This window comes from Methylibium sp. Root1272 (genome assembly GCF_001425905.1).
Taxonomy (GTDB): domain Bacteria; phylum Pseudomonadota; class Gammaproteobacteria; order Burkholderiales; family Burkholderiaceae_C; genus Methylibium.
Genome location: NZ_LMDY01000004.1, coordinates 1 through 23,758, shown reverse-complemented (window position 1 = coordinate 23,758; position 23,758 = coordinate 1). Strand labels below are relative to the sequence as shown.

The 23,758-nt window shown below is 69.5% G+C and carries 18 protein-coding genes and 1 pseudogene; 6 read left to right on the top strand and 13 right to left on the bottom strand.

Annotated features, from left to right (window positions below; genetic code table 11):
• Nucleotide 1 precedes the first annotated feature (1 nt).
• Nucleotides 2-2,167: a cyanophycin synthetase gene (gene cphA, locus ASC67_RS04920; protein ID WP_056315862.1), complete on the bottom strand. Its 2,166-nt coding sequence runs from the start codon at nt 2,165-2,167 to the stop codon at nt 2-4.
• A 182-nt stretch (nt 2,168-2,349) separates the two neighbouring features.
• Between cphA and ASC67_RS04915 the strand changes: the two genes are divergently transcribed.
• Together ASC67_RS04915 and ASC67_RS04910 are read left to right on the top strand one after the other, a co-directional pair.
• Nucleotides 2,350-4,662: an ABC transporter ATP-binding protein gene (locus ASC67_RS04915; protein ID WP_056315858.1), complete on the top strand. Its 2,313-nt coding sequence runs from the start codon at nt 2,350-2,352 to the stop codon at nt 4,660-4,662.
• Nucleotides 4,659-5,147 (top strand): DUF1854 domain-containing protein, encoded by a 489-nt coding sequence (locus tag ASC67_RS04910; RefSeq protein ID WP_056315855.1) that lies wholly within the window; start codon nt 4,659-4,661, stop codon nt 5,145-5,147. Before ASC67_RS04915 ends, ASC67_RS04910 begins: the two co-directional genes overlap by 4 nt.
• Here the strand turns inward: ASC67_RS04910 and ASC67_RS04905 are convergent.
• From ASC67_RS04905 to scpA, 6 genes are all read right to left on the bottom strand, one after another.
• Entirely contained in the window at nt 5,144-6,124 is a 981-nt protein-coding gene (locus ASC67_RS04905; protein ID WP_156466661.1) for a GGDEF domain-containing protein, read from the bottom strand. The genes ASC67_RS04910 and ASC67_RS04905 overlap by 4 nt on opposite strands.
• Nucleotides 6,125-6,447: 323 nt before the next feature.
• On the bottom strand, nt 6,448-6,912 hold the full coding sequence (locus ASC67_RS04900) for a VOC family protein (protein WP_056315849.1): 465 nt from the start codon (nt 6,910-6,912) through the stop codon (nt 6,448-6,450).
• Between the two features lie 13 nt (nt 6,913-6,925).
• The gene (locus tag ASC67_RS04895; RefSeq protein ID WP_056315846.1) at nt 6,926-8,953 is read right to left on the bottom strand and encodes an acetyl/propionyl/methylcrotonyl-CoA carboxylase subunit alpha; all 2,028 of its coding nucleotides are present in this window, start codon (nt 8,951-8,953) and stop codon (nt 6,926-6,928) included.
• Nucleotides 8,954-8,972: 19 nt separating this feature from the next.
• Nucleotides 8,973-10,505, bottom strand: coding sequence for an acyl-CoA carboxylase subunit beta (locus tag ASC67_RS04890; protein WP_056315841.1), 1,533 nt, complete (start codon nt 10,503-10,505; stop codon nt 8,973-8,975).
• A gap of 66 nt (nt 10,506-10,571) precedes the next feature.
• Nucleotides 10,572-11,585: a methylmalonyl Co-A mutase-associated GTPase MeaB gene (meaB, locus tag ASC67_RS04885; RefSeq protein ID WP_056315839.1), complete on the bottom strand. Its 1,014-nt coding sequence runs from the start codon at nt 11,583-11,585 to the stop codon at nt 10,572-10,574.
• Nucleotides 11,586-11,589: 4 nt separating this feature from the next.
• The gene (gene scpA, locus ASC67_RS04880; protein WP_056315833.1) at nt 11,590-13,749 is read right to left on the bottom strand and encodes a methylmalonyl-CoA mutase; all 2,160 of its coding nucleotides are present in this window, start codon (nt 13,747-13,749) and stop codon (nt 11,590-11,592) included.
• Between the two features lie 172 nt (nt 13,750-13,921).
• On the opposite strand from scpA, the gene ASC67_RS04875 reads away from it, so the two are divergent.
• Nucleotides 13,922-14,620 carry a GntR family transcriptional regulator gene (locus tag ASC67_RS04875; protein WP_056315830.1) on the top strand — a complete coding sequence of 233 codons (699 nt, stop codon included), beginning with the start codon at nt 13,922-13,924 and terminating at the stop codon, nt 14,618-14,620.
• Nucleotides 14,621-14,868: 248 nt separating this feature from the next.
• Here the strand turns inward: ASC67_RS04875 and ASC67_RS04870 are convergent, their stop codons facing one another.
• From ASC67_RS04870 to ASC67_RS04860, 3 genes are all read right to left on the bottom strand, one after another.
• A complete protein-coding gene (locus tag ASC67_RS04870; protein ID WP_235566226.1) occupies nt 14,869-15,723 on the bottom strand; it encodes a DUF3014 domain-containing protein in 855 nt (284 codons plus the stop codon).
• Between the two features lie 229 nt (nt 15,724-15,952).
• Complete coding sequence (locus tag ASC67_RS04865) at nt 15,953-18,643, bottom strand: bifunctional acetate--CoA ligase family protein/GNAT family N-acetyltransferase (protein WP_056315826.1); 2,691 nt, start codon at nt 18,641-18,643, stop codon at nt 15,953-15,955.
• Nucleotides 18,644-18,778: 135 nt separating this feature from the next.
• Nucleotides 18,779-19,261 (bottom strand): DUF456 domain-containing protein, encoded by a 483-nt coding sequence (locus ASC67_RS04860; RefSeq protein ID WP_056315822.1) that lies wholly within the window; start codon nt 19,259-19,261, stop codon nt 18,779-18,781.
• A 176-nt stretch (nt 19,262-19,437) separates the two neighbouring features.
• Between ASC67_RS04860 and ASC67_RS04855 the strand changes: the two genes are divergently transcribed.
• Entirely contained in the window at nt 19,438-19,752 is a 315-nt protein-coding gene (locus tag ASC67_RS04855) for a hypothetical protein (RefSeq protein ID WP_156466660.1), read from the top strand.
• Nucleotides 19,753-20,095: 343 nt separating this feature from the next.
• Nucleotides 20,096-21,184, top strand: coding sequence for an SDR family oxidoreductase (locus ASC67_RS04850; protein ID WP_056315816.1), 1,089 nt, complete (start codon nt 20,096-20,098; stop codon nt 21,182-21,184).
• A gap of 8 nt (nt 21,185-21,192) precedes the next feature.
• Here the strand turns inward: ASC67_RS04850 and ASC67_RS04845 are convergent, their stop codons facing one another.
• Nucleotides 21,193-21,606, bottom strand: a complete 414-nt coding sequence (locus tag ASC67_RS04845) for a hypothetical protein (RefSeq protein ID WP_056315813.1) — start codon at nt 21,604-21,606, stop codon at nt 21,193-21,195.
• 31 nt (nt 21,607-21,637) lie between these two features.
• Nucleotides 21,638-22,006: a DsrE family protein gene (locus ASC67_RS04840; RefSeq protein WP_056315810.1), complete on the bottom strand. Its 369-nt coding sequence runs from the start codon at nt 22,004-22,006 to the stop codon at nt 21,638-21,640.
• A gap of 70 nt (nt 22,007-22,076) precedes the next feature.
• On the opposite strand from ASC67_RS04840, the gene ASC67_RS04835 reads away from it, so the two are divergent.
• Entirely contained in the window at nt 22,077-23,081 is a 1,005-nt protein-coding gene (locus ASC67_RS04835; protein ID WP_235566225.1) for an AraC family transcriptional regulator, read from the top strand.
• A 20-nt stretch (nt 23,082-23,101) separates the two neighbouring features.
• Here the strand turns inward: ASC67_RS04835 and ASC67_RS20760 are convergent.
• Nucleotides 23,102-23,758: pseudogene (locus ASC67_RS20760) on the bottom strand (aromatic ring-hydroxylating dioxygenase subunit alpha); the annotation flags it as partial.

The window sequence follows — 23,758 nt, the reverse complement described above, 5'->3', positions numbered from 1 at the left end:
CTCAGGTCGTTGTCTTCAGCTCGATCTGGAAGGTCTCGATGCCGGCAGCCGCCAGTTCCGGCGCGATCCCCAGCGCCCAGGCCGCGGCAATGGCCGCAAGCATGGTCTCCGGCGGCACCTCGGCCATCCGCCCGCGGGCGAACTCGGGCCCCAGCGTCTCCCTGCCGCCGGTGGCCAGCACCGCCCGGCCGTTGCGCAGGAACACGGCCCGGCCCCCCTGCGCGCGCTGCGCCTGCAGAGCCGGCGCCGCTCCATCGAGGCCGTAGAAGATGACCTCGCCGTCGCACAGGCCGGCCAGTTCGGCCACCCGCTCGTCGTCGGCGTTGAGCACCGCCACGCCGTCCGGCAGCACCACGTCGACCTGGGTGCGCAGCACCTTGACCATCTGGTCGGATTCTCGGATGTCGAACGCGGCCAGCGCCTGCGCGCCGTCGAGGTCGGTGACCACGCCGACCTGGCAGCGGTCGTAGGCGAGGCCGTCGCGCAGGATCGCCTCGGCGCCGTTCTCCACCACCGCCACCTCGACCTGCCGGTTGATCAGCAGCCGGTGGCCGGCCTCCCAGTGCGCGCAGTCACCGCGCTCGATCCGGCGCCCGCCGAGGAACAGCCCGTCACGGCAGGCCAGCCCGACGTGGCGGCCGCTCAGGTGCACCAGCCAGGCCACCAGCCGGGCGATGGTGTGGGTGCCGCGCGTGCCGGCCACGCCGACGATGGGAATGCGGCCGCTCTCGGTCTCCGCGAACAGGTGGTCGATGATGGCCTGGCCGACCGGCCGCGGCATCCCCTCGGCGGGCCGCAGGTGCATCAGCAGGCCGGGGCCGGCATTGACCTCGACGATCGCACCGCCCTGCTCGGCCAGCGGACGGGAGATGTCCTCGGCCACCACGTCGACGCCGGCGATGTCCAGGCCCACCACGCGCGCGGCCAGCGACACGATGTGGTCGACCTCGGGATGGACCAGGTCGCTGCAGTCGATCGCGACATTGCCGTTGCGCTGGATCAGCACGCGGCGGCCGCTCGCCGGCACCGCATCGGGCGTGAGCCCCTGGCGCTGCAGGTCGGACAGCACGGCGCCGTCCTTGTCGGTCTCGATCAGGCCGAGTGGAAAGTCCTCGGTCTCGCCGCGCCTCGCGTCGGTGTTGATCTGCGCGTCGACCAGTTCGCTCACCGTCGAGCGGCCGTTGCCGGTGACCCAGGCGGTCTCGCCGCGCGCGGCGGCCACCACGCGGCCACCCACCACCAACAGGCGGTGCTCCTGCCCGGGCACGTAGCGCTCGACCATGACCTCGCTGCCGTGCAGGTCGGCGTAGGCGTAGGCGGCCTCGATGTCCTCACGCGTGCCCAGGTCCAGCGTGACGCCACGGCCGTGGTTGCCGTCGGTCGGCTTCAGCGCGACCGGCAGCCCGATGTCCTGCGCCGCCTCCCAGGCGGCCTCGGCGCTGTCGACCACCTCACCCTCCGGCACCGGCACGCCGCAGGACTTGAGCAGGCGCTTGGTCAGGTCCTTGTCGCCGGCGATGCCCTCGGCGATGGCGCTGGTGCGGTCGGTCTCGGCGGTCCAGATGCGGCGCTGTCGGGCACCGTGGCCGAGCTGCACCAGGTTGCCGTCGTTGAGGCGGATGTGGGGAATGCCGCGCTCGGTGGCGGCGCCGACGATGGCGGCGGTGCTGGGCCCGAAGTAGGAATCGTCGACCTGCTCACGTACCCGGGCCACTGCGGCGGCGACGTCGAAGGCTTCGTCGTTGATGGCCGACATCAGCAGCCGGTGGCCATCGGCCAGCGCCGCGCGAGCCACCTGCTCCTCGCGGGCGCGGAACACCATGCGGTAGACACCCCGCTGCGAAGTGCTGCGGGTCTGGCCGAAGCCGGTGGGCATGCCCGCCAGGTTGAGAAGCTCGATGACCACGTGCTCCAGCACGTGGCCGCACCAGGTGCCTTCCTGCAGGCGCTGCAGGAAGCCGCCCCGCTCGCCGACGCCGCAGTGGTGTTCCTCGAGCGCCGGCAGCAGCCGGCACAGGCGCTCGTTGAAGCCGGGTAACAGGTGGGAGGGGTGGTCTTCGAGCTCGCCGAGGTCGAGCCACGTTTCCAGCACCGGACGGTAGGTCCAGACGTTGGGGCCGCGCAGATAGTTGATGCGGAGCAGTTGCAGGTCGTTTTTCTTGCTCATTTTCGGCGGGGACGAGGCGCCCGGGCAGCCCAGGACCGACGCACGATTGTGCGCCCGACCGGCTCCTTGGCACCACGCTCCGGGCCGCATTCCATGCGGCACGCCAACCCTGCATCGGTCAGAATCTCGGGCCCTTCCGAGGGATTGAGGGCCGCCTTGTGGGTCTTCGAGAACAAATCAGAATGCATCATCACCATCCAGTCGGCGTCCCAGCGGACGGGGCCTCCCCCGGTCGCCTCGCGCTCCAATCACAGCTCGCACCGGAGGAGAACGTCCTGGCGACGCTGGAGGTTGACCTGGACTCGCGCCTGCATTTCGCGGCCGGGCTGCTGGCGCTCACCGATCGCCGGCTGCTGGCCCATGAGCCGGGCGCCGGCGGCTGGCAGAGCTGGCCACTGGAGGGCGACCTGGCGCTGCGCCACACCGACCACGCCGGGGTCGGCAGCCTGGAACTGCACGATCCTGCGACGCGACGGGCCGGCTGGCGCTTCACGCTGCGTAACAACGTGCAAGCGCTGCGCTTGCTGAAACTGTTCGAACAGCAGCAGACCCGCCGGCGCACCGGCGAGGTGCCTGGCGATGACCTCACGCTGTGTCCCACCTGCCAGGCGCCGCTGCCGCCGGACAGCGACGAATGCCCGCTGTGCGCCCGGGAGCTGAACTCCCCGCCGTCCACCTGGGTGCTGCTGCGGCTGTGGCGCTTTGCCCGGCCTTATCGCAAGGACCTGGCGATCGGCTTCGGGCTCACGCTGGCCTCGACCGCGGCGACGCTGGTGCCGCCCTACCTGACGATCCCGCTGATGGACGAGGTGCTGATCCCGTTCCAGAACGGCCAGCAGATCGACCCGAAGCTGGTGCTGATGCTGCTGGGCGGCCTGCTCGCGGCCGCGCTGGCGGCCTGGGGCCTGAGCTGGGCCCGCACCTACCTGCTGGCGCTGGTGTCAGAGCGCATCGGCGCCGACCTGCGCACCACCACCTTCGAGCACCTGCTTCGGCTCTCGCTCGACTACTTCGGCGGCAAGCGCACCGGCGACCTGATGGCGCGCATCGGCTCCGAGACCGACCGCATCTGCGTCTTCCTGTCGCTGCATGCGCTGGACTTCGCGACCGACGTGCTGATGATCGGCATGACGGCGGTGATCCTGGCCTCGATCAACCCCTGGCTGGCGGTGGTGACGCTGCTGCCGCTGCCCTTCATCGCCTGGATGATCCACCTGGTGCGAGACCGCCTGCGCACCGGCTTCGAGAAGATCGACCGCGTGTGGTCGGAAGTGACCAACGTGCTCGCCGACACCATCCCCGGCATCCGGGTCGTCAAGGCCTTCGCGCAGGAGCAGCGCGAGGCCGATCGCTTCCGCGACGCGAACCAGCACAACCTCGCGGTCAACGACCGGCTCAACAAGACCTGGAGCCTGTTCTCGCCGACCGTGTCGCTGCTCACCGAGGTGGGCCTGCTGGTGGTGTGGGCCTTCGGCATCTGGCAGGTCAGCAAGAACGAGATCACCGTCGGCGTGCTGACCGCCTTCATCGCCTACATCGGCCGCTTCTACGGCCGGCTCGACTCGATGAGCCGCATCGTCTCGGTCACGCAGAAGGCGGCCGCCGGGGCCAAGCGCATCTTCGACATCCTGGACCACGTGTCGAACGTTCCCGAGCCGGCCCACCCCCAGCCGATCGGGCGACTGCAGGGTCGCATCGAGCTGGCCGACATCGGCTTTCGCTACGGCTCGCGCACCGTGATCCGCGGGCTGCAGCTCGACATCCGCCCCGGCGAGATGATCGGCCTGGTCGGCCACAGCGGTTCGGGCAAGAGCACGCTGGTCAACCTGATCTGCCGCTTCTACGACGTGACCGACGGCGCGATCAAGGTCGACGGCGTCGACATCCGCCGCTTCGGCGTGGCCGACTACCGGCGCCACATCGGCCTGGTGCTGCAGGAGCCCTTCCTGTTCTTCGGCACGATCGCCGAGAACATCGCCTACGGCAAGCCGGGCGCCACGCGCGCCGAGATCGTGGCCGCCGCGCGCGCCGCACACGCGCACGAGTTCATCCTGCGCCTGCCGCAGGGCTACGACTCGCTGGTCGGCGAGCGCGGCCAGGGCCTGTCGGGCGGCGAGCGTCAGCGCATCAGCATCGCGCGCGCGCTGCTGATCGACCCGCGCATCCTGATCCTCGACGAAGCCACCTCCTCGGTCGATACCGAGACCGAGAAGGAGATCCAGAAGGCGCTCGACAACCTGGTGCAGGGCCGCACGACCATCGCGATCGCGCACCGCCTCTCCACTCTCCGCAAGGCCGACCGGCTGGTAGTGATGGACCGTGGCCGCATCGTCGAGGTCGGTCCGCACGACGCGCTGATGGCGCAGCGCGGCGCCTACTGGCGGCTCTACGAGGCGCAACTGCGGCGCGTCGAGGGCGACGACGGCGAGGCAGCGCTGGAACAGCCCTCGCCCTCGGCGCTGTCGCCGTCGGTCCACCCGATCGAACTCGCATGAACACAACGACCGCGATGGACGACAGCGAGCTGCGGCTCGAGCGCAGTGCCTTCGGCCGCCTGGTCTTCACGGCGCCGGACGGCGTGGCGCACGACGGCGTGGTGCCGGTGCGCGCCTTCCCGATCGCCGCGCCCGACGAGGGCGTGTCGATCGTCGGCACCGACGGGCGCGAGCTGCGGTGGATCGAACGTCTGAGCGCGCTGCCGGCGGCCACGCGCACGCTGCTGGAGGAAGAACTCGCCAGCCGCGAGTTCATGCCCGTGATCCGTCAGATCACCGGCGTGTCGACCTTCTCGACGCCCAGCACCTGGTCGGTCGAGACCGACCGGGGCGCGACGAGCTTCGTGCTCAAGGGCGAGGAGGACATCCGCCGGCTCGGCAACGGCGCGCTGCTGATCGTCGACAGCCACGGCATCCAGTTCATGGTGCGCGACCGCATGGCGCTCGACCGGCGCTCGAAGAAGCTGCTGGAGCGCTTTCTCTAGGTCCTGCCACCGGACGTGGCGTGCCGCGCCAGCAGCGTCGGCGCAGTGACGCGGTTGCGGCCCTCGCGCTTGGAGGTGTACAGCGCCTCGTCGGCGCGCGAGAACCAGCTCTCGCCATTGTCGCTGGGCCACAGATCGGCGACACCGAGCGACACCGTGATCTGCCCGACCTGCTGCTCGCTGTTGCGGCGGCGGATGCGGCTGTTGGCGATCGAGGTGCGGATGCGCTCGGCCAGTTCGACCGCGCCCTTGAGCGGGGTCGACGGCAGCAGCAGTGCGAACTCCTCGCCGCCGATGCGGGCGGCAAGGTCGTCGTTGCGCACGCTCTCCTTCAACACGCGCGCCACCGCCATCAGCACCTGGTCGCCGAACAGGTGGCCGTGGGTATCGTTAACCAGCTTGAAGTGGTCGATGTCGACCAGCACCAGCGACATCGCCGCCTCGCGATCGGCCAGGTATTTGGCGATGTGCTGCTCGAAGGAGCGGCGGTTGTGCAGACCGGTCAGGCTGTCGGTCTGCGCCTCGCTGCGCGCAGCCGCTACCTCGGCCCGCAGCTGCGCGATCTCGCGCTGGTTCACGTCGAGGCGACCCTGCAACTGGCGCATCGCCTCCGACATCTCGCGCGTGCTGTCGACCACGCCCTGCAGCACCGCGCCGCCGTTGGCCTCGCGATCGAGCTCGGCCTGCCACTGCGACAGCGACTGGTCGAAGGCCGAGGTGCGATCGGTCGCCTCCAGCGCGTCCTGCTCCATGCTGCGCAGGATGCGGCGCGCGTTCTCGGCGACCCGCTCCGAGGTCTCGAGCCCGACCGGCGCGACATAGGCCTTGAACAGCCGCGCCACGTCGGCCTCGGTCAGCGCGCGGCCGTCGGCGGTGAGCCGCTCGATCTCGGCCTTCAGGTCGCCGCTGCGGCCGGACACGTACTCGTACCAGACTGCGTAGTTGATGGGGTGCAGAGCGACCGAATGCTTGGCCATCTGCGGGAGCGCGAGCCTGAGAAGTTCGCTGCTCCGCTCGACACTGTCGGGGTAGTTGCCTGAGATCACTGCGAGCTCTTGTTGTCTAGTTGCTGCCGTGCCGCCGTCCGCCTCACCACCCGACGCGCAACGCGCTGCGCTCGGACAGCCACCGCAGCGACCCGGGTGTCGAGCCTCTTCGGCTCGCCTAGCGCCCCGACCCGTGATGCGGCCTCGAAGGCAATGCTGGTGGCACGGCTACAGCATCACCCTGCGAGTGACATAAGTCTAACAAGACGAATCAGCCGAACCGCGGGAACACACTGATACCGATCCAAAACCACTCAGCTCAATGCCTCGACCACGTCCGGCGGAGCCTGCACCAGTTCGATCAGCACACCCTCGCCACCGATCGGAAACTCGTCGTTGCCTTTCGGGTGGATGAAGCAGATGTCGTGCCCGGCGGCACCCTTGCGGATGCCGCCGGGCGCGAAGCGCACGCCGTTCGCGATCATCCACGCCACCGCCTTCGGCAGGTCGTCGACCCACAGACCCACGTGGTTCAGCGGCGTCGTGTGCACGGCCGGCTTCTTGTCGGGGTCGACCGGCTGCATCAGGTCGACCTCCACGGCGTGAGGCCCACGGCCCATCGCACAGATGTCCTCGTCGACGTTTTCGCGCTCGGAGACGAAGTGACCGGTGACCGACAGGCCCAGCATGTCGACCCACAGCGCGCGCAGGCGCTGCTTGTCAGGGCCGCCGATGGCGATCTGCTGCAGGCCGAGGATGCGAAACGGTTTGCTGCTCATCGGGGACACCCTCTCACGCGAAACGGATGATCGGCTGGTCGACCGACAGGCTCTCGCCCTTGCCGGCCAGCACCTCGGCCACCGTGCCGTCCTGCGCGGCGATCAGGATGTTCTCCATCTTCATCGCCTCCACCACCGCGAGCTTCTCGCCGGCCACCACGGCCTGCCCCGGCTTCACCACCACGTCGGCCAGCAGGCCCGGCATCGGCGCGAGCAGGAACTTGCTGGTGTCGGGCGGCGCCTTGTAGGGCATCAGCTTCTGCAATTCGGCCGCGCTCGGCGACAGCACCAGCGCGTCGATGCACAGGCCGTTGTGGTTGACGCGCAGGTCCAGGCCGCGCCGCTCGACCTGGGCGGTGAACGGCCGGCCATTGCAGCTGCCGCCGATGCGCACCTCGCCGTAGCGCCAGTCGCTCTGGAACTCGTAGCGCTTGTCGCCCAGAGTCACGACCACCGCCCCGTTGACCTGCACCCGCACCGGCCGGTGCGTCGCGGCGCCCCGCTCGCCGCGCAGCACGACCACGTAGTCGTCGCCGATGCGCAACCCGTGGCCCGGCAGCTGGCCGGTGATGGCCGCCGAGCGTGCCAGGAACTTGCGGTTCACCGCGGCGGCCAGCGCGACCACGAAATCCGGGTCCTCGTGCACCACGTCCGAGGCCTTGAAGCCCTTGGGGAAGTGCTCGGCGATGAAGCCGGTGTTGAAATCGCCCGAGACGAAATCGGGGTGCGCCAGCAGCGCCGCCTGGAACGGGATGTTGCTGCTGATGCCGCGGATCACGAAGGCATTGAGCGCCTCGCGCATCTTGGCGATCGCGTCGAGCCGGTCCGTCCCGTGCACGATGAGCTTGGCGATCATCGAGTCGTAGTACATCGGAATCTCGCCGCCTTCGTAGACGCCGGTGTCGACCCGCACGCCGCCGTCCCAGGGCATCGGCAACGCGGCTTCCATCGTCTGCACCGGTGGCTGGTAGCGCACCAGACGGCCGGTCGAAGGCAGGAAGTTGCGGAACGGATCCTCGGCGTTGATGCGGCACTCCATCGCCCAGCCGGTGCGCCGGATCTCGGCCTGCGCGAACGGCAGCTTCTCGCCGGCGGCCACGCGGATCATCAGCTCGACCAGGTCCACGCCGGTGATGCACTCGGTCACCGGATGCTCGACCTGCAGCCGCGTGTTCATCTCGAGGAAGTAGAAGCTCTGGTCCTTGCCGACCACGAACTCCACCGTGCCGGCGCTCTGGTACTTCACGGCCTTGGCCAGCGCCACGGCCTGCTCGCCCATCGCCTTGCGGGTGGCGTCGCTGATGAAGGGCGACGGCGCCTCCTCGATCACCTTCTGGTGGCGGCGCTGGATCGAGCACTCGCGCTCGTGCAGGTAGACCACGTTGCCATGCGCATCGCCCAGCACCTGGATCTCGATGTGGCGCGGCTGCTCGACGAACTTCTCGATGAAGACGCGGTCGTCGCCGAAGCTGTTCTTGGCCTCGCTGCGGCAGGAGCTGAAGCCTTCGAAGGCCTCCTTGTCGTCGAAGGCCACGCGCAGGCCCTTGCCGCCGCCGCCGGCGCTGGCCTTGATCATCACCGGGTAGCCGATGCCCCTGGCGATCTCGACCGCGCGCTCGGCCGACTCGATCGCGTCGTTCCAGCCGGGGATGGTGTTGACCTTCGCCTCGTTGGCGAGCTTCTTCGAGGCGATCTTGTCGCCCATCGCGGCGATCGAGTAGTGCTTGGGCCCGATGAAGACCAGCCCCTCCTCCTCGACGCGGCGTGCGAAGGCCTCGTTCTCCGAGAGGAAGCCGTAGCCGGGGTGGATGGCCTGCGCGCCGGTCTGCTTGGCCGCCGCGATGATCTTGTCGGCCACCAAATAGGACTCGCGGCTCGGCGCCGGCCCGAGCAGCACCGATTCGTCGGCGAGCTCCACGTGGCGCGCATCGCGGTCGGCCTCGGAATAGACCGCGACCGTCGCGATGCCGAGCTTCTTGGCCGTCTTGATGACCCGGCAGGCGATCTCGCCGCGATTGGCGATCAGGATCTTGGTGAACATGCTGTCTTCCCTCGCCGCGTCAAAGTGGGATATTTCCGTGCTTGCGCCACGGGTTCTCGAGCTTCTTGTCTCGCAGCATCACCAGCGAACGGCAGATGCGCTTGCGCGTCTCGTGCGGCTGGATCACGTCGTCGATGTAGCCACGCGCGCCGGCCACGAAGGGATTGGCGAAGCGCGCCTTGTACTCGGCCTCGCGCGCGGCCAGCTTGGCCGGGTCGCCCTTGTCCTCGCGGAAGATGATCTCCACCGCGCCCTTCGCGCCCATCACTGCGATCTCCGCGTTGGGCCAGGCGAAGTTCACGTCGCCGCGCAGGTGCTTGGAGGCCATCACGTCGTAGGCCCCGCCGTAGGCCTTGCGCGTGATCACCGTGACCTTGGGGACCGTGCACTCGGCGTAGGCGTAGAGCAGCTTCGCGCCGTGCTTGATGATGCCGCCGTACTCCTGGCTGGTGCCCGGCATGAAGCCCGGCACGTCGACGAAGGTCACCACCGGGATGTTGAAGGCATCGCAGAAACGCACGAAGCGCGCCGCCTTGATGCTGCTCTTGATGTCCAGGCAGCCGGCCAGCACCAACGGCTGGTTGGCGACGATGCCGACCGTCTGCCCCTCCATGCGTGCGAAGCCGATCAGGATGTTCTTCGCGTACTCGGGCTGCAGCTCGAAGAAGTCGCCGTCGTCGGCGACCTTCAGGATCAGCTCCTTCATGTCGTAGGGCTTGTTGGCGTTGTCCGGCACCAGCGTGTCGAGCGAGTAGTCCAGGCGCTCGGCCGGATCGCCGCCCAGGCGCACCGGCGCCTTCTCGCGGTTGTTCAGCGGCAGGTAGTTGTAGAAACGCCTCAGCATCAGGATGGCCTCGACGTCGTTCTCGAAGGCCATGTCGGCGACGCCGCTCTTGGTGGTGTGCGTGGTCGCGCCGCCCAGTTCCTCGGCGGTCACTTCCTCGTGCGTCACCGTCTTCACCACCTCGGGCCCGGTGACGAACATGTAGCTGCTGTCCTTCACCATGAAGATGAAGTCGGTCATCGCCGGCGAATAGACGGCACCCCCGGCCGACGGACCCATGATCAGGCTGATCTGCGGCACCACGCCCGAGGCCATCACGTTGCGCTGGAACACCTCGGCATAGCCGCCCAGCGAGGCCACGCCCTCCTGGATGCGCGCGCCGCCGGAATCGTTCAGGCCGATCACCGGCGCGCCGACCTTCATCGCCTGGTCCATGACCTTGCAGATCTTCTCGGCGTGCGCCTCGCTGAGCGCGCCGCCGAACACGGTGAAGTCCTGGCTGAAGACGAACACCAGGCGGCCGTTGATCATGCCGTAGCCCGTCACGACGCCGTCGCCGGGGATCTTGTTGTCGGCCATGCCGAAGTCGGCGCAGCGGTGCTCGACGAACATGTCCCATTCCTCGAAGGTGCCGGCGTCGAGCAGCAGCTCCAGGCGCTCGCGCGCGGTGAGCTTGCCCTTGCCGTGCTGCGCCTCGATGCGCTTCTCGCCGCCGCCCAGGCGGGCCCGCTCGCGTCGCCGCTTGAGCTCTTCGATGATGTCGTGCATGTCGGTGGTCCTCTCGGCCTGGATGGATGTGTCGGGTGGGACGAAGCAGCGAAAGATTCGCGGGGATCAGTCGGAAAGATCGAGCAGCCGGCGCGCCGCGACCGAGGCCGCCAGCCGGCCGGCGCGCACGTCCGCGCTGGTGGCGGCGAGGGCCTCGCGCACGGCGGGGTGGCCGCGAAAGCGTGCCTTCAGGCCGGCCTCAATGCGTTCCCACATCCAGGCCTGGTCCTGCTGGTGGCGGCGCGACGCGAGCCGGCCGCTCTGCGTCTGCAGCTCGCGGAAGCGCTCGACGCCGGCCCAGAACTCGGGCAGGCCCACGCCCTTCAGCGCACTGAGCTGCATCACCTGCGGGTGCCACAGCTGCGCGTCGTGGTGGGCCGTCATCGGGTTGCCGTGCTGACCCAGCAGGCGCAGCGCCGAGGTGATCTGCGCGCGCGCCCGGGTGGCGGCCGCCTCGTCGAGGTCGGCCTTGTTGATCACCACCAGGTCGGCCAGCTCCATCACGCCCTTCTTGATGGCCTGCAGGTCGTCGCCGGCATTGGGCAGCTGCAGCAGCACGAACATGTCGGTCATTCCGGCCACCGCGATCTCGCTCTGGCCGACGCCGACGGTCTCGACGATCACCACGTCGTAGCCGGCCGCCTCGGCCACCAGCATCGACTCGCGCGTCTTCTCGGCCACGCCGCCCAGCGTGCCCGAGGCCGGGCTGGGGCGGATGTAGGCGCGCTCGTCGACCGACAGCCGCTCCATGCGGGTCTTGTCGCCGAGGATGGAGCCGCCCGAGACGCTGGACGACGGGTCGACCGCCAGCACCGCGACGCGGTGGCCGCGCTCCACCAGGAACAGCCCCAGGCTCTCGATGAAGGTCGACTTGCCGACCCCCGGCACGCCCGAGATGCCCAGCCGCAGCGAGCGTCCGCTGTGCGGCAGCAGCGTGTTGATCAGTTCGTCGGCGCGCAGCCGGTGGTCCTCGCGCGAGGACTCGAGCAGCGTGATGGTCTTGGCGATGGCACGGCGCTGCACCGGCCCGGCCGGGCCGAGCACGCCGTCGATCAGCGCCTGGTCGGGGACGGCAGCCATCGGCTCAGTGGGCGGCGATGGCCTTCTTGATCTGCTCGAGCACGTCCTTCGCCGAGGCCGGGATGGGCGTGCCGGGGCCATAGATGCCCTTGACGCCGGACTCGTAGAGGAAGTCGTAGTCCTGGCGCGGTATGACGCCGCCGACGAACACGATGATGTCGTCGGCGCCCTGCTTCTTCAGCTCGGCCACGATGGCCGGCACCAGCGTCTTGTGGCCGGCGGCCAGCGTGGACACGCCGATCGCATGCACGTCGTTCTCGATCGCCTGGCGCGCGCATTCGTCGGGTGTCTGGAACAGCGGACCCATGTCGACGTCGTAGCCGAGGTCGGCGAAGGCGGTGGCCACCACCTTGGCGCCCCGGTCGTGGCCGTCCTGGCCGAGCTTGGCGATCATCACGCGCGGCCGGCGGCCGTGGTCGTCGGCGAATGCGGCGATCTCGGTCTTGAGTTGCTCCCAGCCTTCGGCCGAGTCGTAGGCAGCTGCGTACACGCCGGTCACCTTCTGCGTATCGGCGCGGTGGCGCCCCCAGACCTTCTCGAGCGCCGAGGACACCTCGCCGACCGTGGCGCGCAGGCGGATCGCCTTCACGCTCAGGTCGAGCAGGTTGCCCTGGCCCGATTCGGCGCATTGTGTCAGCGCGTCCAGCGCGGCCTGCACCTTGCCTGAGTCACGGCGCGCGCGGATCGCCTTGAGCCGCTCGATCTGGCTGTCGCGCACCTTCACGTTGTCGATGTCGAGGAAGTCGACCACGTCTTCCTTGCCGAGCTTGTACTTGTTGACGCCGACGATCACGTCCTTGCCCGAGTCGATGCGGGCCTGCTTCTCGGCCGCGCTGGCCTCGATCTTGAGCTTGGCCCAGCCGGAGTCCACCGCCTTGGTCATGCCGCCCATGGCCTCCACCTCATCGATGATGGCCCAGGCGGCGTCGGCCATGTCCTGCGTCAGCTTCTCCATCATGTAGCTGCCGGCCCAGGGGTCGACCACGTTCGTGATGTGGGTCTCTTCCTGGATGATGAGCTGGGTGTTGCGCGCGATGCGCGAGCTGAACTCGGTGGGCAGCGCGATCGCCTCGTCGAGCGCATTGGTATGCAGCGACTGCGTGCCGCCGAACACCGCCGCCATCGCCTCGATGGTGGTGCGCACGACGTTGTTGTACGGGTCCTGCTCGGTCAGGCTCCAGCCCGAGGTCTGCGAATGGGTGCGCAGCATCAGGCTCTTCGGGTTCTTGGGCTCGAACTCCTGCATGATCTTCCACCACAGCATGCGCGCGGCGCGCATCTTGGCGATCTCGAGGTAGAAGTTCATCCCGATCGCCCAGAAGAAGCTCAGGCGGCCGGCGAATTCGTCGACGCTCAGGCCCTTGGCGAGCGCGGTGCGCACGTACTCCTTGCCGTCGGCCAGCGTGAAGGCCAGCTCCAGCGCCTGGTTCGCGCCGGCCTCCTGCATGTGGTAACCGGAGATCGAGATCGAGTTGAACTTCGGCATGTTCTGCGCCGTGTACTCGATGATGTCGCCGATGGCCCGCATGCTCGGCTCGGGCGGGAAGATGTAGGTGTTGCGGACCATGAACTCCTTGAGGATGTCGTTCTGGATGGTCCCGCTCAGCTGGTCCTGGCGCACGCCCTGCTCTTCGGCCGCGACGATGTAGCCGGCCAGCACCGGCAGCACGGCGCCGTTCATCGTCATCGACACCGACACCTTGTCGAGCGGGATGCCGTCGAACAGGATCTTCATGTCCTCCACGCTGTCGATCGCCACGCCGGCCTTGCCGACGTCGCCGGTCACGCGCGGGTGGTCGCTGTCGTAGCCGCGGTGGGTGGCCAGATCGAAGGCCACGCTCACGCCCTGCCCGCCGGCGGCCAGCGCCTTGCGGTAGAACGCGTTCGATTCCTCGGCGGTGGAGAAGCCGGCGTACTGGCGGATGGTCCAGGGCCGCACCGCGTACATCGTGGCCTGCGGCCCGCGCAGGTAGGGCGCGAAACCGGGCAGCGTGTCGGTGTGCGGCAGGCCCTGCAGGTCGGCCGCGGTGTACAGCGGCTTGACGGTGATGCCCTCGGGCGTGACCCAGTTCAGCGCCGACACGTCACCGCCGGGGGCCGACTTCGCGGCGGCCTTGTGCCAGGCCGCCAGGGCCTCGGGCGAAAGTACGGGGCGATCGGACATGGCGAATCTTTCCTGCGGTGAACGGTGTGCAAGGCGCCGCGGCACGGCACACGAGGCGCGACCCGCGCCGGATGTGCGGGCTGGACGGCGAGCGGACGGGCGATCATAATTCAAAACTGAATTACAAACATGCCTTGTGTGCACTGCACCAAGACGACCGCCGCCGGGCCCCATGTCCGAACCCTCCCTCACGCTCGCCAGCACCGCCCTCGACCGTACGCCCGCAGACCCCGCCTCCGGGGCGCTGCCCGATCGCGCGCTGTACGAGCAGGTGGCCGAAGCGCTGCGCACGCGCATCCTGTCGCACCGGCTCGCGCCGGGCAGCTGGATCGACGAGAAGGCACTGGCAATCGAGTACGGCATCAGCCGCACGCCGCTGCGCGAGGCGCTGAAGGTGCTGGCCGCCGAGGGCCTGGTGACGATGAAGCTGCGCCGCGGCGCCTACGTCACCGAGGTGTCGGCGCGCGACCTGACGGAGGTGTTCCACCTGCTCGCGCTGCTGGAGAGTGACGCCGCCGCCGCCGCGGCCACCCGGCTCACGCCCGAGCAGCTGGCCGAGCTGGAGGCCTTGCACGATCAGCTCGAACGCAACCTCGGCGACCGCGACCGCTTCTTCGCCGCCAACGAGCGCTTCCACCTGCGCCTGCTCGAGCTGGCCGACAACCGCTGGCGCGTGCAGATGGTCGCCGACCTGCGCAAGGTGATGAAGCTCAACCGCCACCACTCGCTGTTCAAGCAAGGCCGCCTGGAAGCCTCGTTGAGCGAGCACCGTCAGTTGATGGCCGCGCTGCGCGCGCGCGATGCCGAGCAGGCTCAACAACTGATGCGTCGGCATCTCGCCAATGGTGAAGAGGCGGCGGCGATGCGCTGACGCCCTGTCGGTTGTTGCTTGCAGCTTGCGTAGATCGTGCGCTGCTGACCAAGGCGTCGGGTGAACGGCTGCGTGGGAAGGTCTTCAAACCCTCGCAGTCCACGGTGTATCGAAGCGCCGTGACGGGCCGCTGTGTGGAGCGAGGTAGAGGAGGAGCGGTCGGCCCGCAGGGCGGACCGCGGGGGACACGAGCGCAACACAGCGGCCCGGCGCGGCGCCCGCCCATAAGCCTCAAACGCCGCACAACCTCATCGCGTACCCGGCGCCCGCGTGATCTGCGCGCGCATCTCCGCCAGCTTCGCCTTCAGGCTCTGCCGCTGCTGCGGCCCCATGCGCAGCAGCATCTTCTGCCCCGCCGACCGCGCCTCCAGCGCCGGGTCGGCGAACTCGTAGCGCACCCACGGGCGCGAGGGCTGGACGGGCCCCTTCACCTCGGTCAGCACGACCGCCAGCGGGCCCGCCGGCTCCGGCGTCTGCAGCAGGTGGTCGATGACGTCGACCAGCCGGTCGTTGAAATAGCCGCGCGGATAGCCCAGCTCCTGGTAGGCCTGCTGGAACATCGGGTACAGCCGCACGTACAACGCGACCGCACGAGCGCTGTCGACCGACTCGACGAAGGCCATGAAGGCCGCATAGCGCGCGCTGTTGGCCGCACCGATCACGGAGCCGCCACCCGCGCCGGCTTCGACCGTGAAGCGCCCCGGGGCAGGATTGACCGGCCAGAGCCGCGGCGCCGCATGCGGCCGGGCCAGGTTGTCCACGGTCGCGACGACGCGGCGCGCGAAGCCGTCGACCTGCAGGAAGGACATCACCGAGGGCCGCCCGAGCAGCTCGACCAGCGCCGACTGGACCACCGCATCGGCCTTCTCCGGTGTCGCCGGGGCCGACGCGCTGGCCGTGGCGTCGGCGCCCTGCGCGTCGATCGGGTGCCGGATGGCGGGCTCGGCCGGCGCCGAGGCGACCTCGGGCGATGGCGCCACCTCGGCGACCGGCGCCTCGGGTCTGGCCGGCGGTTCCGGCGGCCGCTGGCGCCAGTACAGCAAGGCCCCGACGGCGATCACGAACGCCAGCCCGGCCACACCATAGATCAGCTTGTTGTTCATGTTGCAAACCTCCAGCGACCCGCGTCGCATGAGCCTCATCGATGGATGGACGCCGCGCGCGCCCCGGAAGTTCCGGGACTGCCCCCGTACCCATCATCCGTCCTGATTGGCGCCGAGCCATCGTCTGCGCGGGCCGGCCTTCGGCTCCTGCATCGGCATCGGCCTGGCGACCGGGAAGTTCCCGAGCGGCGCTGCGCCACGCAGCCTGACGCGGTGCGGCCGGCCCGGCCTACAGCGTGTGGGTCACCAGCATGAAGTCCGGGTCGTCGGCGAAGCGCTTGACCGCGAAGCCCAGCGAGCGCATGAGCTTGAGCATGTCGGCGTTGTTGGCGAGCACCAGCCCGTCGATCTCGCTCAGGCCCTTCTCGCGCGCCACGTCCATGATGCTTTCCATCAGGCGCGAGCCGATGCCACGGCCGTTGAAGTCGTCGGCCACCACCAGCGAGAACTCGCAGGTCGAGTGGTCGGGGTTGGTGATGTAGCGCGACACGCCGACGATGCGCTCGGTCTCGGCGATCTCGCCGTCGGCCCCCGCACTGCGCTCCTTGACCACCGCCACCAGCGCCATCTCGCGGTCGTAGTCGATCAGCGTGAAGCGCGCCAGCATCGACGGCGACAGCTCGGTCAGCGAGGACACGAAGCGGAAATAGCGGCTCTCGGGCGACAGGTGCAGCACCAGGTCCTGCAGCATCTGCGCGTCGTTCGGCCGGATCGGGCGCACCGTGTACTCGCCACCGCCGCGCAGCGGCCAGACCTGCTCGTAGCGCGTCGGGTAGGGCAGGATGGAGAGGTGGGTGTAGGGGTTGATGCGACCGCCGGCCGCCTGCGGCGCGCTGTCGATGACGATGCGCGCGTCCACCGCCACCGCGCCGGACTCGTCGACGATGATGGGGTTGATGTCCATCTCGCGCAGCTGCGGCAGCTCGCACACCATCTCCGACACGCGCAGCAGCACCTGCTCCAGCGCGTCGAGGTCCACCGCGCTGGCGCCGCGCCACTCGCCCAGCGTCTCGGCGACGCGGGAGCGCTCGATCAGTCGGCGCGCCAGGAAGCGGTTCAACGGCGGCAGCTCCATCGCGCGGTCGTTGATCAGTTCGATCATCGTGCCGCCGGCGCCGAACACGATGACCGGACCGAACGGGTCGTCGGTCACCAGGCCGATGTAGATCTCGCGGCCGCGCCGGGCGCGCGCCATCTTCTGCACCGTCACGCCGTTGATGCGGGCGCCCGGCTGCAGCCGCGCCACGCGCTCCACCATGTCGGTGTAGGTGTCGCGCGCGCTCGCGCCGTTCATGATGTTGAGCGCCACGCCCTGCACATCGGACTTGTGGCTGATGTCGGACGAATCGATCTTCAGCGCGACCGGGAAGCCCAGCTGGGTAGCGATCATCATCGCCTCGTTGGCACTGCGCGCGAGGATGGTGTTGGTGACCGGGATGTGGAAGGACGACAGCAGCGTCTTCGACTCCATCTCGGTCAGCACCTTGCGGCGCTCGGCCAGCACGCTCTCGATCACCAGACGTGCCGCCTCGATGTCGGGCTTGGCCAGCGTGGACAGTGGCGAAGGCGTCTGCTGCAGCAGCAGCTGGTTCTGGTAGAACGAGGCGATGTTGCCGAAGGCCCCGACCGCCGCCTCCGGCGTGCGGAAGCCGGGGATGCCGGCTTCGTTCAGCAGCTCGCGCGCCGCGCCCACCGAGGCATCGCCCATCCAGCACGACAGCAGCGGCTTGCCCATCGTGTGCTTGACGTCCACCAGCGCGCGCGCGATGGCCGCCGCATCGACGCCGACCTTGGGCGAGTAGACGGTCAGCACGCCGTCGACCTGCGCATCGCGGCCCGCGGCTTCGATGGCGGCGCGGTAGTGCTCGGGGCCGGCGTCTTCCGACAGGTCGATCAGGTCCGACAGCGACGCGAGTGGCGGCAGCTGCGGCGCCAGTGCGGCGGCCGACTCCGCCGACAGCCGGCCCAGGTGCAGGAACAGCTCGTTGACCCAGTCTGCCGCCAGCACGCCGGGGCCGCCGCCGTTGGTCACGATGGCCAGGCGCCGCCCGACCGGGCGGTAGCGCGAAGCCAGGCACTTCGCGGCCGAGAACAGCTCGACGAAGGAGCGCACCCGCACCGCGCCGGCACGGCGCAGCGCGGCGTCGAACACGTCGTCGCTGCCGACGATGGCGCCGCTGTGGGTCTGCGCGGCCTCGTTGCCGGCCGGCTTGCGGCCGGCCTTCAGCACCACCACCGGCTTGGCCTTGGCGGCCGAGCGCAGCGCACTCATGAAATGGCGCGCGCTCGAGATGCCCTCGACGTAGACGACGATGCTGTGCGTCTGCGCGTCGTTGGCCAGGTAGTCCAGCACCTGGGCGATGTCCACCGAGGTGTTGGGGCCCAGGGACACGACGCTGGAGAAGCCCACCGCGTTGGTGCTGGCCCAGTCGAGCACCGAGGCGGTGAGCGCGCCCGACTGCGACACCAGCGCCAGTGAACCGGGCTTGGCCAGCGGCCCGGCTGCGCTGGCGTTGAGCTGCAGCGCCGGGCGCTGGAAGCCCAGGCCGTTGGGCCCCAGCAGGTGGATGCCCTCGCGGCGCGCGATCTTCTTCAGCGCCGCCGCGGCCTCGGCGCCGATGCCGCTGGAAACCACCAGTGCCGAGCGGCAGGCCAGACGTCCAGCGACCTCCAGCGCGGAGGCCACCTCCTGCGGCGGCAGCGCGATGATGGCCAGGTCGGCCCGGGTCTGCGCCAGGTCGGCCAGGGTGCCGGTCGCGTGGATGTCCAGGAACTGCAGCGTGCCGGCATAGGGCTGCGCCCGCAGGGCCTGGTGCAGCACCCGGGCCTGCGGCGTCTGGCCGGCCGGGTCGTCGGGCGGACCGGCCAGCACGATGATCGATTCGGGCGAGAAGAGCGGGGTGAGGAAGTGCTTGTCCATGGGGTCCAGTCTGCGCCGATCGAACCTCCGGCATGTGCCGCGGCATGCCGCCACCTTCGGGGCACCGGATGACACTGTCCTGACAGCGCCACCGCCTCCCGCAATGCGTTGCGCCGAAGCGCGCCGCGAACGGCGTCAGACCAGCAACGCCACCACGAAGATGCCGATCATCATGAACGAGATCGCGATCTTGGCGACCAGCCCCGCCATGACGCCCAGCCAGGTGGCGAAGCCGATGCGCACCGCGCGCTGCTCGTCCCGGCGCGCCACGTACTCGCCCACGGCGGCACCGACCAGCGGCATGAAGAGCACGCCGACCAGGCCCATGAAGATGCCGACCACGGTGCCGAGCGCCGCACCGAGGATCGCCTCGCGGCTGGCGCCGGCGCGGCGCGCGCCCAGCAGGCCGGCCACGTAGTCCGCGGCCCAGGCCACGACCGCGAGCACGCCGATCACGGCGAGGCTGCCCCAGCCGACGCGCACGAAGTCGTCGATCCACGCACCGAGCACGATGCCCGCCAGGACGAACAGCGTGCCCGGCAGGGCCGGCAGCACCGTGCCGGCCACGCCCAGCACGATGAGCGCCACGCTCAGGATCCACAGCAAACCATCGGCCATGAGGTGCCTTCCTTCGTAGAGTGTCCAGCCACAAATGGCGCCCGCGCGCCGGAGTTCAACCGCCATGGCCGATGGCCGGCCGGCACGATGGCCCGATCGCCCTCAAGGCAGCGCCCTTTCCGGCCGATAAGTCAGCGGGCGCGCCACTCATGGTGACGCCCCCGAAAGGATCTGCCTTGCCCTCCCCCATGACGATCACCGAGTTGCAGGACGAGACGCTGCGCACCTCGCTGTGCCTGATGCGTGTCCTCGAGAACAAGCAGATGGGCATGCACGCGGGTGAATACCGTGCCGCCGCGGCCGAACTGAGCGGCGCGCTGCGCGCGCTGGCGATCGACGATCTGCGGCTGGTCGCGCGCAGCATGATGCCGGTGCTGTGCGAGCTGGCCGAGAACGTTCTGTTCGAACGCGGGCACCGCCTGGTGCTGGGGGGTTCCGGCGAGCGTGAACGCGCGCTGCAGGTGTCCGAGGCGCTGCTCGCCAGGGTCTGACCCGCGCGGCACCGCGCGAGACGCCGCCGCAAAGAAAAAGCCCGCAGGCAAACTGGAGAAGACCAGGGCCGCGGGCTCATCTACCGAACGCGCATCGCGCTGAGCAGCGCGGGGCGACGGGTTCTTTCGGCGCAGGTGACGGGTTCCTGGATCCGCCCAATGGTGCGGTCGGTTTGTCGCCGAAGTGACAGCACTGTAGTTCGTTTCGCGTAGCGTCGATCCACCGAACAGCGCAGCGATGCAGGGGCAGTTCCGGTGATCGACCCGTCCTAGGGTCAGCCCTTCTGCATCGCACGCCGGCCGGCCCGTATGCTGGCCGGCCCTGACAACGCGGAGACACTCCATGCCCAACAAGGTTCTGATCGCAGGCGCCAGCGGCGTCGTCGGCGCGGCGGCGGTCGACGCCTTTCTCGCCGAAGGTTGGGAGGTGGTGGCGCTGTCGCGCCGCCGGCCGGAACTGGTGCGCGAGCGGCCCTACACCCACCTCGCGGTGGACCTGCGCGATGCGGCGGCCAGCCGTGCCGCGCTCGGCGCGCTGACGGACGTCACGCACGTCGTCTACGCCGCGCTGTTCGAGAAGCCGGGCCTGATCGCCGGCTGGAGCGAACGCGACCAGATGGAGACCAATCTCGCGATGCTGCAGAACTGCCTCGCGCCGCTCACCGGCGCGGGCAGCGGCCTGCGCCACGTGAGCCTGCTTCAGGGCACCAAGGCCTACGGCATCCACCTGCACCCGATGCCGATCCCGGCGCGAGAGCGCGCGCCGCGCGATCCCCACGCCAACTTCTATTGGCTGCAGGAGGACTACCTGAAGGAGCTGGCGGCAGCGCGCCACTTCGACTTCACCATCCTGCGCCCGCAGCTCATCATCGGCGCGGCCTATGGCGTCGCGATGAACCTCGCGCCGGTGATCGGCGCCTATGCCGCGATCTGCCGCGAGCTCGGCGAGCCGTTCGGCTTCCCCGGCGGCGTGCCCTATGTGTGGGAAGCGGTCGACGCGCGCCTGCTCGCCAACGTCTTCGTGTGGGCCACCGCGAGCCCGGCCGCGGTCGGCCAGCATTTCAACGTGACCAACGGCGACGTCTTCGAGTGGCGCAACGTGTGGCCGGCGATGGCCGCGACGCTGGGCGTCGAAGCCGGACCCGACCACCCGCGCGCGCTGGGACAGTTCCTGCCCGAGCACGCGGCGCTGTGGGATCGCATCGTCGCGCGGCACGGCCTGCGGCCGGTGGCGCTGCCGGCGCTGCTCGGCGAGTCGCACCACTACGCGGACTTCTGCTTCGCCCACGGCGCGACGGAGCCACCGCCGCCCGCCTTCGTCAGCGCGATCAAGCTGCGCCAGGCCGGCTTCCACGAGGTCTGCGACAGCGAGGACATGTTCTGCCATTGGCTGCGCAGCTTCATGGCACGCGGCATCCTGCCGCCGGCCTGAACTTGCCGCTAGGGCACCGCCGGCAGCCCCTGCAGGATGCTGCCGCGCACCGGCGGCGCCGCGAAGGTGCGCCAGAGCAGTCGCCAGGACCAGGTCTCTCGGCGGTTCCAGGGCAGCAAAGACAGGCCGCGCGCCAGCAGGCAGTAGCCGAACAGCACCTGTGCCGTCGTGCCGATGGCAGGCACCCAGAACAGCCAGTTCATCGGTGGCCACGCGGCCAGCAGCAGCAGGCCCGTGAAAGCCAGCCGCACCTGCACCGGAAAGGCCGCAAAGCGGCCCTCGCGCCGGCGTAAGTGCAGCACCTGCCACGCACTCAACGCGGTGGCCGCGTGGAAGGCTCCGGCCCACCCCGCCAGCCCCGCGATCAGGAGCGCCGCCGTCACGGCCCAGTACCACCAGCTCAGTTCACGGTACATCAGCATCACGGCGGTCTCCTCCTGCTCGCGTACCGGCTCAGAAGCTCAGCGTGGCCGCACCGCGCTTGATCAGCTCGTGCATCACGCTGGAGCCGGCGATCACCACGCCCTCGATCAGGTGTTCCTGGGCATAGCCGCGGCTTTTCACGCAAGGGGTGCAGGCCCACAGCGTACCGCCCCGCGCGACGAAATCGCGCAGCATGTCCGCCAGCGGCTCGAGCGGCTTCACGTGGGTCATGTCCGACGCGCCGCGCCGCACGATGTCGACGCCCGAACTGGTGAGAAAGATCGACACCTTCAGGCCCGCCGTCATCCCGCCGAGCGCGATGACCATGCCCGCCGAGGACAGTTCGTGGTCGATGCCATGCGTGATCACGACCACCAGATCCCTGGATTCCGTTGCCATTGACAGCCTCCTTGCTGCATCCTTGATGTCGTCAGCTTAGGTCGATCGCCGCGAGGAAGCCATGCCCGAAATGCCGCAAGTCTTGCCCGAAACGCCGCCGGCGTCGCACTCGCCCGACCTGCTGTCGGACCTGCTCGGCAGCATGCACCTGGTCGGCATGGTGCTGTTCCGCGCCGAGTTCCGCGAGCCGTGGGCGGTGCTCACGCCGGGATCTGCGCAACTGGCGCGGGTGCTGCCGTTCCGCACCGAGCACATCATTCCCTTCCACGTCATCGCCACCGGCGGCTGCCGGCTCACGCTGCCCGAACACGAGCCGGTGTGGCTGCGCGAGGGCGATGCCGTGCTGCTGCCCTACGGCGACAGCCACCGCCTGGAAGGCCACGAGGAGACCGCGCCGGTGCAGGTCGGCCAGCTGCTGCCCTGTCAGCCCTGGAAGGACATGCCGCAGGTCGAGCACGGCGGCGGCGGCGCCGCGACCCACATCATCTGCGGCTTCCTGCAGTGCGACGAGCTGCTGTTCCGCCCGATCCTGCGGCACCTGCCGACCCTGCTGCACGTGAGCCCCGACGCCACGCCGGCCGACCACTGGCTGGGCAGCACGATCCGCCACACCGCCGCCGAGGCCAGCCGGACCACGCCCGGCTCGCGCGGCATGCTGCCGCGGCTGACCGAGCTGATGTTCGTGGAGATCCTGCGCAAGCACATGCAGGGCCTGTCGGACGGCGAGGGCGGCTGGTTCGCAGCCTGCAGGGACCCGGTGACCGGCTCGGCCCTGAAGCTGCTGCACGACGCGCCGCTGCAGGACTGGAGCGTGGAGCGGCTGGCGCGCGAGGTCGGCGTCTCGCGCACGGTGCTGGCCGAGCGCTTCCGGCGCTACCTCGACCAGCCGCCGATGCAGTATCTGGCGCACTGGCGCCTGCAGCTCGCCGCCCAGCACCTGAAGACCGGCGACCAGCCGCTGAAGGCCATTGCCGATCGGGCCGGCTACGAGTCCGAGGCCGCCTTCAGCCGCGCCTTCAAGCGCCACTTCGGGCAGCCGCCCGGCAGCTGGCGGCTGCGGCAGGGCACGCACTGAGCCGGCTGCCGCCGCACCGCTCAGCTCGCGCGGGCCTCCTGCTCGATCAGCCGCTGCAGCAGGCGTCGCACCTTCACCGGCGCCACGTCGTTGGTCATCAGCACCGGGTTCAGGCCGAAGAAGTCGGTCGTGTCCATCTCTTCATCGATCGCCTGGATGATCGGGCCGTCCTCGGTCTCGAAGGCGACATGCATGGCCTTGATCTTGGCCTCGTTGTAGGCCGCGTCGTCGACGAGATGGTTGCGCCGCGTCGCGAAGTAGTAGTGCGTGGTCCCGGCCGACTCGGGCGTGCAGGTGTGCAGGTCGTACTGGCCGATGCAGTTGACCAGGTCGAGCGCGCCGTCGTTCTGCGTTGCGCCGACCGAGAGCTGGATGTTGGCCGGCGGGCTCCAGCTCACCTCGATGAAGTGCCGCGCCTGCATCTTCGGCTCCGGCAGGAAGTCCGCCAGGATCAGCAGTGGCGGCGTCTGCTGCCATTCCCAGCGGGCCGCGACCGACTCGCCACCCTCGCGCAGCTTCGGAATCTGCGGCGACAGTTGCCCCCGCGTGGTGATGATCTCGCCGTGCACGTGGTCGACGTGGCTCAGGTCCATCACGTTGTCGATGATCAGCTCGTAGTTCGCCTTCATGTGCATGTAGGTGTACGCCACGCCGGTGTCAGGGCCGGCGTCGAGCTC

What these genes read in the sequence shown, in the direction of transcription:
- ASC67_RS04905 (WP_156466661.1), bottom strand. Translation starts at nt 6,124, where the DNA reads ATGGCCAAGCATTCGGTCGCTCTGCACCCCATCAACTACGCAGTCTGG.
- cphA (WP_056315862.1), bottom strand. Translation starts at nt 2,167, where the DNA reads ATGAGCAAGAAAAACGACCTGCAACTGCTCCGCATCAACTATCTGCGC.
- ASC67_RS04895 (WP_056315846.1), bottom strand. Translation starts at nt 8,953, where the DNA reads ATGTTCACCAAGATCCTGATCGCCAATCGCGGCGAGATCGCCTGCCGG.
- ASC67_RS04870 (WP_235566226.1), bottom strand. Translation starts at nt 15,723, where the DNA reads ATGAACAACAAGCTGATCTATGGTGTGGCCGGGCTGGCGTTCGTGATC.
- ASC67_RS04875 (WP_056315830.1), top strand. Translation starts at nt 13,922, where the DNA reads ATGTCCGAACCCTCCCTCACGCTCGCCAGCACCGCCCTCGACCGTACG.
- scpA (WP_056315833.1), bottom strand. Translation starts at nt 13,749, where the DNA reads ATGTCCGATCGCCCCGTACTTTCGCCCGAGGCCCTGGCGGCCTGGCAC.
- ASC67_RS04900 (WP_056315849.1), bottom strand. Translation starts at nt 6,912, where the DNA reads ATGAGCAGCAAACCGTTTCGCATCCTCGGCCTGCAGCAGATCGCCATC.
- ASC67_RS04850 (WP_056315816.1), top strand. Translation starts at nt 20,096, where the DNA reads ATGCCCAACAAGGTTCTGATCGCAGGCGCCAGCGGCGTCGTCGGCGCG.
- ASC67_RS04845 (WP_056315813.1), bottom strand. Translation starts at nt 21,606, where the DNA reads ATGCTGATGTACCGTGAACTGAGCTGGTGGTACTGGGCCGTGACGGCG.
- ASC67_RS04890 (WP_056315841.1), bottom strand. Translation starts at nt 10,505, where the DNA reads ATGCACGACATCATCGAAGAGCTCAAGCGGCGACGCGAGCGGGCCCGC.
- ASC67_RS04835 (WP_235566225.1), top strand. Translation starts at nt 22,077, where the DNA reads ATGCCGCAAGTCTTGCCCGAAACGCCGCCGGCGTCGCACTCGCCCGAC.
- ASC67_RS04915 (WP_056315858.1), top strand. Translation starts at nt 2,350, where the DNA reads ATGCATCATCACCATCCAGTCGGCGTCCCAGCGGACGGGGCCTCCCCC.
- ASC67_RS04840 (WP_056315810.1), bottom strand. Translation starts at nt 22,006, where the DNA reads ATGGCAACGGAATCCAGGGATCTGGTGGTCGTGATCACGCATGGCATC.
- ASC67_RS04910 (WP_056315855.1), top strand. Translation starts at nt 4,659, where the DNA reads ATGAACACAACGACCGCGATGGACGACAGCGAGCTGCGGCTCGAGCGC.
- ASC67_RS04865 (WP_056315826.1), bottom strand. Translation starts at nt 18,643, where the DNA reads ATGGACAAGCACTTCCTCACCCCGCTCTTCTCGCCCGAATCGATCATC.
- meaB (WP_056315839.1), bottom strand. Translation starts at nt 11,585, where the DNA reads ATGGCTGCCGTCCCCGACCAGGCGCTGATCGACGGCGTGCTCGGCCCG.
- ASC67_RS04860 (WP_056315822.1), bottom strand. Translation starts at nt 19,261, where the DNA reads ATGGCCGATGGTTTGCTGTGGATCCTGAGCGTGGCGCTCATCGTGCTG.